A 9709-nucleotide genomic window follows, 5' to 3' on the forward strand; every position below is an offset into this window, starting at 1 on the left:
CCGGAAACCCAGCCGATCATGATGCGGCTCAAGACCGATCTGGTCGATCTCGTCGAAGCCGCCATCGCCGGCAAGCTCGACAAGATCGAAGCCGAATGGGACCGCCGCTTCGCCCTGGGCGTGGTGATGGCCGCTGCCGGCTACCCGGACAGCCCCCGCAAGGGCGACGCCATCCACGGTTTGCCCGCCAGCGCCCCGGAAGACGTGCACGTCTTCCACGCCGGCACCACCGAAAAGGACGGCCAGGTCGTCACCAACGGTGGCCGCGTGCTGTGCGTCACCGCCCTGGGCGACAACGTGCGTAGCGCCCAGAAACTCGCCTACGAACAGCTCGACCAGATCCACTTCGACGGCATGCAGTGCCGCCGCGACATCGGCTACCGCGCCGTCGCCCGCAAGGGCTGAGCCATGCCCCACCTGCGCATCGAGTACAGCACCAACATCGCCGGCCGGTTCGACCCGGTCGCGGTGCTGGTCGCCGCCACCGACGCGCTGGTGGCCAGCGGCGTGTTCGCCCCCGCCGACGCCATCAAGGCCCGCCTGATGCCCGTCGAGCACTTCCGGGTCGGCAGCGGTGCCGATCACGGCTTCATCCACGCCGGGCTGGCCCTGCTTTCCGGTCGCGACAGCGCCACCAAGCAGCGCCTCACCGCCGCCCTGGTGGACGCCATCGCGCCCCTCGTCGCACCTGGCCCGCAGGTGGTGCAGATCACCTCCGAAGCCCGCGACATGGATCGCGACACCTACTCGAAGCGCCTCATTCCCGGCGCCTGATCTCTGCCGGCCGCTGGCCGGTTTTTTCCATCCCCGGAGCCCACCCATGCCTGACCGCGCCGCTGTCAAAGCCTATCTCCTCGACCTTCAGGACCGCATCGTCGGCGCCCTCGAAGCCTTCGACGGCAAGCCCTTCGTCACCGACAGCTGGACCCGCCCCGCCGGCGGCGGCGGTCTCACCCGCCTGATCGAGGAAGGCAACTTCTTCGAGCGCGGCGGCTGCAACTTCTCCCACGTGATGGGCGAAGGCCTGCCCCCTTCCGCCACCGCTGCCCGGCCCGAACTCGCCGGCCGCAGCTACGAGGCGATGGGCGTCTCGCTGGTGCTCCACCCGCGCAACCCGTACTGCCCCACCGTGCACATGAACGTGCGCTTCTTCATCGCCTCGGCTCCCGGCAAGGACGACGTGTGGTGGTTCGGCGGCGGCATGGATCTCACCCCCTACTACCCGTTCGAGGAAGACGTCCGCCACTTCCACGCCACCTGCAAGGCCGCCGTGCTGCCCTGGGGCGACGCCGAATACCAGCGCCTCAAGGACTGGTGCGACCGCTACTTCTTCCTCAAGCACCGCAACGAACCCCGCGGCGTGGGCGGCCTGTTCTTCGACGACCACGGCGCCGACGGCAAGGTGGATTTCGACGCCGCCTTCGCCATGACCCGCAGCGTCGGCGATGCCTTCCTGCCGGCCTACATCCCCATCGTCGAACGCCGCCGCGACACGCCCTATGGCGAGCGGGAGCGCGACTTCCAGGCCTACCGTCGTGGCCGCTACGTCGAATTCAACCTCGTCTTCGACCGCGGCACGCTGTTCGGCCTGCAGTCCGGCGGGCGCACCGAATCCATCCTCATGTCCATGCCGCCCATCGTGAAGTGGCGCTACGACTGGCACCCGGAAGCCGGCAGCCCCGAAGCCCGGCTGTACACCGACTTCCTCGTGGCCCGCGACTGGGCCTGACCGGCGCCATGCTCGACGCCGCCCGCCAGAAGCTCAGGGCCCAGCTGATGGCGGGCTTTGAACTCGGCTTCGGCGTGCTGTCGGCGCTGGGCGTGCCGATGGCGCTGGTCCTCGGCAAGCTGCTGCTGGCCGGATTGCTGGGAATGATCGCGATCGGTGTCGGGCTTCGCTTTGTCCGGGCTCGCAAGCCGACCGCCACGGATCAGTGAGCCGGCGCGACGAGCCCGCCCGGCGGATAACTGCGCAGATAGCCCAGCAGCGTCTCCACCCGCCCGCGGATCAGCGCCGCCCGGTACGCCGCCCGCGACGTGGCCGACGACGAGCCAAAATCCTGCGGCGTCCAGTTGTTGGCGATGAAGCGCATCTCCGCGTCGCGAAAGATCAGCCAACTCTTCTGGCTGCGCACCAGATCCTGCCGACGGCTGTCGCGGCCCTGGCGCACCAGCGCGGTGTAGGCGAGGTTCAGCTCCCGGTCGAGAAACTGCTCGTACTGGGCATAAACCGCCAAAGCATCCCGGTCCGTCCCCGCGCCAGCGATGCGGGTTTCAAAGTCGCCCGCACGGGACGCAAACTCGGCCACCGGATCGGGCCGGTCCGGGTTGTCGATTGCCAGCGCCACGCCGGCGGGCAAGCCCAGCGCAAGCACCAGCGCCCACCCGGCCAGCCAGGCCGGAAAACGCTCACCAGTTCTTCTCATATTTTCCCAGGGAATAGACGTTCCATTCGCACTGCCGGCGCCGCTCGAGCCCCAGCATCACCTTGCCCTGGGACTTGTTCCAGGACTTCCAGGCCGCTTCCAGCGTCTTATACATGGTCTGGGCGGTGGGGTCATTGACCATCTTCGCCACCGAAGAGCGGGCCAGATTGGCCGCGCCGATGTTGAAGGTGAGGATCACCAGCGCGTCGAACTGGTTCTGGCTGAGCTTCGCCTTGATGGTCGAATTCACCGCCGCCTCGAAGGGCTGCAGATCCGTGTCGAGCAGCGCGTTAGCCCCCGCCTCGGTGATGCCGCCCTTGTAGGTGTCCCATTCCGCCTTGGCGATCAGGTGGCCGTAGCCGATCGTCGCGCCCTTCACCCACACGTGGGTCGCCTTGCCGGTCTGGTCGTCGTAGGTGAACAGGAACAGGCTCTCGAGCTTGCGCAGCAGCTCCCGCGCCTTTGCGCTCATGCGCATTGCGCCGGTCGGCTGGGCGGCTGGCGGCTGGGTCGGCGGCGTAGGGGTGACGACCACCGCGGGCGGCTGGTTGAGGGCCTGCCAGGTCTTGCCCCCCGGATCCACCCGGCCGTCGGGCTTCTTGAGCTTCATCACCCGGCGCTGGAACTCCTCGATGGCGCCGTAGGTTTCATCGCCCTGCCCGCCATCTTCAGCGATCCGCGGCAGGGACGGCGGTCGATGGCGGTTGAGCAGCTGCTGGACGAGCAGGACTTCGCGCTTGAGCGGCTTGTCGGCGCCGCGCCCGACCGCACGTGTGAGACTGGCCATGAACCTCTCCCCAACAGGAATGGATACGCCATCTCACTATAGCCAGCCCCACCGCCAGCAACCAGGACGAGAATGCAAAAAGGCCTCCCGGGCGGCAACACCCGGGAGGCCTTTGCTACCAGCGGACTGCCCTCAGTTGCGGATCAGGTGATCGAAGGCCGACAGCGACGCCTTGGCGCCCTCGCCCATCGCGATGATGATCTGCTTGTAAGGCACCGTGGTCACGTCACCGGCGGCAAACACGCCTGGCACCGAGGTGCGGCCGTGGTCGTCCACGATGATCTCGCCGCGGGACGACAGCTCGACCGTGCCCTTCAGCCACTGGGTGTTGGGCAGCAGGCCGATCTGCACGAAGATCCCGGCAAGCGCCACCTGATGCATCTCGCCCGAGACACGATCTTTGTAAGTGAGGCCGGTCACCTTCTGGCCGTCGCCATTCACCTCGGTGGTCTGGGCGTTCACGATGATCTTCACGTTGGGCAGGCTCTCGAGCTTCTTCACCAGCACCGCGTCGGCGCGCAGCTTGCTGTCGAACTCCAGCAGGGTCACGTGGGCCACCACGCCGGCGAGGTCGATGGCCGCCTCGACGCCCGAGTTGCCACCGCCGATCACCGCCACCGGCTTGCCCTTGAAGAGCGGGCCGTCGCAGTGGGGGCAGTAGGTCACGCCCTTGGTGCGGTACTCGGTCTCGCCGGGCACGTTCATGTCGCGCCAGCGGGCGCCGGTGGAGAGGATCACCGTCTTCGACCTGAGACTCGCGCCGCTCGCCAGCTTCACCTCGATCAGCTCGCCCGGCACCAGAGCCTCGGCGCGCTGCAGGTTCATGATATCCACGGCGTACTGTTTGACGTGCTCCTCCAGCGCCGCGGCGAGGCGCGGGCCTTCGGTCTCCTTCACCGAGATGAAGTTCTCGATGGCCAGGGTGTCCAGCACCTGGCCGCCGAAGCGTTCGGTGACCACGCCGGTGCGGATGCCCTTGCGCGCGGCGTAGATCGCGGCCGCCGCGCCTGCCGGCCCGCCGCCCACAACCAGCACGTCGAAGGGCTCCCGGGCGGCGATCTTCGCGGCGGCGCGGGCTTCGGCGCCGGCATCGACCTTGGCAAGGATCTGCTCGAGTTCCATCCGGCCCTGGCCGAACTCCTGGCCGTTGAGGAGGATGGTCGGCACCGCCATGATCTGCAGGCGCGTCACTTCATCCTGGAACAGCGCGCCATCCACCGTCTCGTGGCGGATCTTCGGGTTGACCAGCGCCATGAGGTTGAGGGATTGCACCACCTCCGGGCAGTTCTGGCACGAGAGCGAAATGTAGGTGACGAAGTTGTACTCGCCGTCGAGGTCGCGGATCTGCGCGAGCACCTCGTCGCTCACCTTGGGCGGATGGCCGCCCACCTGGAGCAGGGCCAGTACCAGCGAGGTGAATTCGTGGCCAAGGGGGATTGCCGCGAAGCGGATGCCGATCGGCTCGCCCGGGCGGGTGATGCGGAAGGAGGGCTTGCGCTCGGCACCGTCGTCGCGTTCGACGAGGCTGACCAGCGGCGACAGGCTGGCGATCTCCTGCAGCAGTTCGCGCATCTGGCGGGCGGTGTCGCTGTCATCGAGGGACGCGACGATCTCCACCGGGCGGCTCACCCTGGTCAGATAGGCTTGCAACTGGTTCTTGAGGTCGGCATCCAGCATGACGAATTCCTTTCTTGTTCGAAGCGCAGAAGTAAAAACGCCCGGCGCGCCGTGAGACGCCCGGGCGTTCTGGAACAGCGTGAAGCGCTGTCCGGCGTGATACTTAGATCTTGCCGACCAGGTCCAGAGACGGCTTCAGGGTCTCGGCGCCTTCCTGCCACTTGGCGGGGCAGACTTCGCCCGGGTGGGAGGCGACGTACTGGGCAGCCTTGACCTTGCGCAGCAGCTCGGAAGCGTCACGGCCGATGCCCAGGTCGTGGATTTCGGCGACCTTGATGACGCCTTCCGGGTTCACCACGAAGGTGCCGCGCAGCGCCAGGCCGGCTTCTTCGATCATCACGTCGAAGTTGCGGGAGATGGTGCCGGTGGGGTCGCCCAGCATCGGGTACTTGATCTTCTTGATGGTGTCGGAAGCGTCGGCCCAGGCCTTGTGCACGAAGTGGGTGTCGGTGGAGACGGAGTACACCTCAACGCCCAGCTTCTGGAATTCGGGGTAGACGTCGGCCATGTCGCCCAGCTCGGTCGGGCAGACGAAGGTGAAGTCGGCGGGGTAGAAGAAGAACACGGACCACTTGCCCTTGACGTCGGCTTCAGTCACGTCAACGAACTTGCCATTGTGGAAAGCGGTGGACTTGAACGGCTTGATTTCGGTGTTGATCAGGGACATTGATGTTTCCTTCACGGGTTGGGAGTTGGGTCTTCGGAAGTCACATGATAGGCCCGGATGCGCCATCGCTCAAATTGATTGATGAAATCATCCAGATTAAAAAAAGCTATCAAGGAACACGCCCCGCTGGGACGCTCCGGAATGACAATATTATTCCGGCTGAAACAAAGTGGGAAGACTGGAAAGTGCGGGAAATACGCGGGACGAAGCAGGCTTCGCCCCGGAAAGATCAGCGGCGCGAGAGCTCTGCGGCGGCGCGGTAATGCCGGTTGGCATCGTCGGTGCGGTTGATGCGCTCGGCCAGATGGGCGAGTTCAACATGGGCTTCCCAGCCCGGCTCGATGGCCAGCGAGGCCTCGAGATAGCTTTCGGCCTTGCCCCACAGCTGCGACTGCACGCACAGCCGGCCGAGGGTGAGCAGGAGCTGCGGATCGCGCGGGTTGCGGGTGAGCCAGTCTTCGGCCTTGGCGAGCCGGCTGCGCACCTCGCCGCCTTCGCAGCGGCCGTAGATACCGGCAAGGGTGGTGTCCCAACCCAGCGCGAGCTGCGTCTCGATGGCCTTCTGGGCACCGCTGCCGTCGCCGGCCGCGATCAGCGCGCGGGCCAGGGACGCGACCAGCCGCGGGTCGCGCTGCTCGTCGCGGGGCACATCCTGCCAGTAGGTGTTGATGGCGAGGGCGTCGCCCGCGCGCTGCTTGAGCCCTTCCTGGTGGGCGCGGCGCTTGACCGGTTCCGCCAGTTCGGGGGTGAGCGCCTTGACCTTGACGAGCTGACGCACCACGCGCACGGCCTCGCCCCAGTCGCCCTTGGCCTGGGCGGTGCGCAGCGCCAGGCGCAGCGCGGCGATGTGACGCTGCCCGCCCACCTGGAGTTCGGCGAGGCTCTCGGCCGCGTCGTCGAAGCGGCGATCCTCGACAGCCAGCTTGGCCTCGGTCATCAGGCGGGCCAGACGCATCTCCTCGCCCTCTTCGGCCACCTTGCCGAGCCAGTAGCGGTAGCGCGTCTCGTCGCGCAGGGAATGGGCCGCGCGGGCTGCCAGCAGGGCCGCGAGGCCGCGGGATTCGCCGGCTTCGTAGGCCGCAGTGGCCTGCTTGAGAGCCTGGCCGAAGCGGCCTTCGATGCGCAGCCGCACCGCGTCGTAGATCGCCTGGGCGGCCCGTTCGCGGCCGACCCGCTGGCGATAGCGCTGGACCGCCCGCGGGAGCGCCATGGTGCGGGCGACGAGCCGGGTGAGGGCGTAGATCGCCGCAAACCCGCCCACCAGCAGCACGATCAGCAGGTTGAGGGAGATCTGGATCCGATACGGGGGCCACACCAGCAGGGCGTAGCCTTCGTTGTAACGGCCGGCCACCGCGAGGGCAGCGGCTAGGGCGAAGAGGCCGAGCAGCCAGAGCAATCCGCGCATGGCTGCCTCAGTTCTTCTTCGCCGGGGCGGCGGGCTTGGCGGCAGCCGGGGCGTGCGCCGGCGCAGCCGCATCGATGCGTCGGTCGGGCACCGCCTGCAGGCCGCGCAGGGCGGTGAGGCTGGCCTGCAGATTGGGCAGGTCGACGCCCACCGGGGTCTTCTGCAGCTCGACCAGATCGGCCTTGGCCGCTTCGACGCCGGCGTTGGAGAGGTCGAAGTAGCGGCCCATCCATTCGGCGCTGATCCGCATGTCCTCGCGGAAGGTGTTGCCGTCGCGGGAGAGCAGCGCGAGGCGGGCGTTCATCAGGCGCAGCTTGAGGTTTTCGCGGAGGAAGACGGCGTTGCTCGGGGCGAGGAGCGCCGGATCGGGGCGATCCATGCGCTCGACGCGCACCAGCTGGCTGAACTCGGCCCAGAAATCGAGCCACAGGCGCTTGGCCCAGGAGGGCGCGGCTTCGTCGGCCTTGACGGCTTCGGCCTTGGGCCGGGCTTCGAAGGCCAGCGGCAGGTTGTCGATGCGGCCGATGAGGGTTTCGAGCTTGAGGGCGACGCCGGCGGAATCCACCTGCGGCAGCGCCTTGAGGGTGTCGAGATCGCTGGCGATGGCCTTGCGCAGCGGCAGCCAGTGGGGCCGGTCGACGGTGCCGAGGCGCGCGTCGGCCGTCTGCAGCGCGAACAGCGCGGCCTGCACGTTGCCGGCCAGCTGGAGCTGCTGGGCGGCGATCAGCACGGCCTGTTCGACTTCGGACAGCAGGCGGTCGTCCCGGGAACGGGAGAACTCGTGGTACATGGCCTCGAGGGCGACCTGCTGACCTTGGGATTCGGAGAAGCGGGATTCCAGCGCGCCGATCTTGGTCTGGATATCCTGCAGGTTTTCCTGGGCCAGCTTGGCCAGGGCGCGGCTTTCGGTGGCGGCGGTGTCGCTCGTGGAAAGGCGGCGGGCCAGCTCTTCCTGCATGTCGGCAAGGCGGCTGCGGGTTTCGACCCACTGCCAGCCGAGGAGCGCGAGCGCGACGGCGGCAACGATGGCGGAAGGGCGGCGCCACAACGAGGGCGCGGGCGCCGGCCGGGCGTCGGCGGGCGGGAGGCTGGGGTTTTCGCTGCTCATGGGCGTGAGTTTAACCCGGATAGGCGTTGTGGTTGCGCGCCGAGAAGTGGTCGATGAGGCCGTCGATGAGGCCCTGGTCGCCCGCCCCGGTGGCGATGACGGTGGAGAATCCGGCGTCCCGGGCCGCCGCGGCGATGCGCGGGTGGGGCACGAAGACGGGCACCGGACGCAGTTCGGCCGCGCCGGGCAGAGCCGTCAGATGGGCGACGCCTTCGCTGCTGGTGAGGGTCAGGGCGTCGAGCCGGCCGTCGCGGGCCCGGGCGACGAGGGGCGCGGGGTCATCCGCCGGACCACTGCGGTGGTAGCAGGTGAGGTATTCGACGGTGGCGCCGCGCTGGACGAGGGTGTCGCCGAGGAGATCACGACCGCCGTCGCCGCGCAGTATGAGCACCCGCTTGCCGGCCACCGCGCCCGCCTGGAAGGCCGGCAGGGCGAGCACGGATTCGCTGTCGAAGCCGCTTTGCGGGGCGATCACGTCGGCAAAGCCGCGGGCTGCCAGCGCGGCCTCGCTGCCCTTGCCCACCGTGGCGATGGCGAGGCTCGCCGGCCACGGGGCGACGGGCAGCATCGCGTCGAGCGCGAGGTGCACCGCGTTGGGGCTGACGAAGAAGGCCAGCGAGAAATCCGCCAGCCGTCGGGCCACATCCTGCAGCGGGGCCGGATCGGCCACCGGCGTGATGGTGAGGAGCGGAAAGCGCAGCGGCTCGGCGCCGAGGGCCGCCAGCACCGCGCACAGGCTGTCGGCCTGACCGGCCGGGCGGGTGACGACGATGCTGCGCCCGGCGAGGGGCTGGCCGCCCATGACGCGGACTTACAGGCCGGCGAGGATTTCGTCGGCGCCGTCGGCCCGCAGGTCTTCGGCCAGCGCAAGGCCGAGGGCTTCGGGCTGGTCGATGGGGCCACGGCGCTCGGCGCGGGCGATGCGCGAGCCATCGGGCAGCGCGACGAAACCGCGCAGCCACAGCTGGCCGTCCTGCACTTCGGCGTAGGCGCCCAGGGGCACTTCGCAGCTGCCGGCCAGCGCGCGGGAGGTGGCGCGCTCGGCGCGCACGCAGGCGGCGGAGTTGGCGTCGGCGAGCGGCGCGATCCAGGCGGCGACTTCCGGCCGGTCGGACAGCGCCTCGATGCCCAGCGCGCCCTGGCCGGCGGCCGGCAGGGAGACGTCGGACGGCAACGTGCCGCGGATGCGGCTGGCGAGGCCGAGGCGGGTGAGGCCGGCGGCGGCGAGGATGATCGCGTCGTACTGGCCTTCGTCGAGCTTGCGCAGGCGGGTGTCCAGGTTGCCACGCAGGCTGGTGACGGCCAGCATCGGGTACTGGGCGTGGATCTGGGATTCGCGGCGCAGGCTGGAGGTGCCCACCACGGCGCCCGGCGGCATGTCGTCGAGGCTCTCGTACTTGTTGGAGACGAAGGCATCCAGCGGCACTTCGCGTTCGGCGATGGCCACCAGCGCGAACTCGGGCGCGAGGGTCATCGGCACGTCCTTCATGGAATGCACGGCGATGTCGGCGGCGCGGTCGAGGAGCGCGGTTTCGAGTTCCTTGACGAACAGGCCCTTGCCGCCCACCTTGGCCAGCGGCCGGTCGAGGATCTGGTCGCCGCGGGTGGTCATGCCCAGCAGTTCGACCTTGCAGGACGG

At 68.6% G+C, this 9709-nt stretch carries 12 protein-coding genes; 4 read left to right on the forward strand and 8 right to left on the reverse strand.

The annotated features are described in order from the left end of the window. From Q0672_RS09850 to Q0672_RS09865, 4 genes are all read left to right on the forward strand, one after another. Window positions 1-405 (forward strand): phosphoribosylglycinamide synthetase C domain-containing protein (locus tag Q0672_RS09850; RefSeq protein ID WP_298621819.1); only part of this gene is annotated, 405 nt, incomplete at its 5' end. 3 nt (window positions 406-408) lie between these two features. After that, window positions 409-774: a 5-carboxymethyl-2-hydroxymuconate Delta-isomerase gene (locus Q0672_RS09855; RefSeq protein WP_153162629.1), complete on the forward strand. Its 366-nt coding sequence runs from the start codon at window positions 409-411 to the stop codon at window positions 772-774. A gap of 46 nt (window positions 775-820) precedes the next feature. Further along, a complete protein-coding gene (hemF, locus tag Q0672_RS09860; protein WP_298621822.1) occupies window positions 821-1729 on the forward strand; it encodes an oxygen-dependent coproporphyrinogen oxidase in 909 nt (302 codons plus the stop codon). An 8-nt stretch (window positions 1730-1737) separates the two neighbouring features. Beyond that, window positions 1738-1938: a hypothetical protein gene (locus tag Q0672_RS09865; RefSeq protein ID WP_298621824.1), complete on the forward strand. Its 201-nt coding sequence runs from the start codon at window positions 1738-1740 to the stop codon at window positions 1936-1938. On the opposite strand, the gene Q0672_RS09870 is transcribed toward Q0672_RS09865, so the two are convergent. The 8 genes from Q0672_RS09870 to hemC all read right to left on the reverse strand — a co-directional run. Beyond that, a complete protein-coding gene (locus Q0672_RS09870) occupies window positions 1932-2426 on the reverse strand; it encodes a lysozyme inhibitor LprI family protein (protein WP_298621826.1) in 495 nt (164 codons plus the stop codon). The genes Q0672_RS09865 and Q0672_RS09870 overlap by 7 nt on opposite strands. Then, the gene (locus Q0672_RS09875; RefSeq protein ID WP_298621828.1) at window positions 2410-3213 is read right to left on the reverse strand and encodes a glycoside hydrolase family protein; all 804 of its coding nucleotides are present in this window, start codon (window positions 3211-3213) and stop codon (window positions 2410-2412) included. The genes Q0672_RS09870 and Q0672_RS09875 overlap by 17 nt, the downstream gene beginning before the upstream one ends. 132 nt (window positions 3214-3345) lie before the next feature. Further along, a complete protein-coding gene (gene ahpF / locus Q0672_RS09880; protein ID WP_298621830.1) occupies window positions 3346-4890 on the reverse strand; it encodes an alkyl hydroperoxide reductase subunit F in 1545 nt (514 codons plus the stop codon). Window positions 4891-4993: 103 nt separating this feature from the next. Beyond that, window positions 4994-5557, reverse strand: coding sequence for an alkyl hydroperoxide reductase subunit C (ahpC, locus tag Q0672_RS09885; RefSeq protein WP_284188908.1), 564 nt, complete (start codon window positions 5555-5557; stop codon window positions 4994-4996). A gap of 229 nt (window positions 5558-5786) precedes the next feature. Further along, window positions 5787-6962, reverse strand: coding sequence for a heme biosynthesis HemY N-terminal domain-containing protein (locus Q0672_RS09890; RefSeq protein WP_298621832.1), 1176 nt, complete (start codon window positions 6960-6962; stop codon window positions 5787-5789). 7 nt (window positions 6963-6969) lie between these two features. Then, on the reverse strand, window positions 6970-8070 hold the full coding sequence (locus tag Q0672_RS09895) for a uroporphyrinogen-III C-methyltransferase (RefSeq protein ID WP_298621834.1): 1101 nt from the start codon (window positions 8068-8070) through the stop codon (window positions 6970-6972). A 10-nt stretch (window positions 8071-8080) separates the two neighbouring features. Next, window positions 8081-8872: a uroporphyrinogen-III synthase gene (locus tag Q0672_RS09900; RefSeq protein ID WP_298621836.1), complete on the reverse strand. Its 792-nt coding sequence runs from the start codon at window positions 8870-8872 to the stop codon at window positions 8081-8083. Between the two features lie 9 nt (window positions 8873-8881). Further along, window positions 8882-9709, reverse strand: an 828-nt coding sequence (gene hemC / locus Q0672_RS09905) for a hydroxymethylbilane synthase (protein ID WP_298621838.1), incomplete at its 5' end; no start/stop codon positions are given.

Source organism: uncultured Zoogloea sp., assembly GCF_937894855.1.
Taxonomy (GTDB): Bacteria; Pseudomonadota; Gammaproteobacteria; order Burkholderiales; family Rhodocyclaceae; genus Zoogloea; species Zoogloea oryzae.

What these genes read in the sequence shown, in the direction of transcription:
- Q0672_RS09895 (WP_298621834.1), bottom strand. Translation starts at nt 8,070, where the DNA reads ATGAGCAGCGAAAACCCCAGCCTCCCGCCCGCCGACGCCCGGCCGGCG.
- ahpC (WP_284188908.1), bottom strand. Translation starts at nt 5,557, where the DNA reads ATGTCCCTGATCAACACCGAAATCAAGCCGTTCAAGTCCACCGCTTTC.
- Q0672_RS09855 (WP_153162629.1), top strand. Translation starts at nt 409, where the DNA reads ATGCCCCACCTGCGCATCGAGTACAGCACCAACATCGCCGGCCGGTTC.
- ahpF (WP_298621830.1), bottom strand. Translation starts at nt 4,890, where the DNA reads ATGCTGGATGCCGACCTCAAGAACCAGTTGCAAGCCTATCTGACCAGG.
- Q0672_RS09870 (WP_298621826.1), bottom strand. Translation starts at nt 2,426, where the DNA reads ATGAGAAGAACTGGTGAGCGTTTTCCGGCCTGGCTGGCCGGGTGGGCG.
- Q0672_RS09890 (WP_298621832.1), bottom strand. Translation starts at nt 6,962, where the DNA reads ATGCGCGGATTGCTCTGGCTGCTCGGCCTCTTCGCCCTAGCCGCTGCC.
- Q0672_RS09865 (WP_298621824.1), top strand. Translation starts at nt 1,738, where the DNA reads ATGCTCGACGCCGCCCGCCAGAAGCTCAGGGCCCAGCTGATGGCGGGC.
- hemF (WP_298621822.1), top strand. Translation starts at nt 821, where the DNA reads ATGCCTGACCGCGCCGCTGTCAAAGCCTATCTCCTCGACCTTCAGGAC.
- Q0672_RS09875 (WP_298621828.1), bottom strand. Translation starts at nt 3,213, where the DNA reads ATGGCCAGTCTCACACGTGCGGTCGGGCGCGGCGCCGACAAGCCGCTC.
- Q0672_RS09900 (WP_298621836.1), bottom strand. Translation starts at nt 8,872, where the DNA reads ATGGGCGGCCAGCCCCTCGCCGGGCGCAGCATCGTCGTCACCCGCCCG.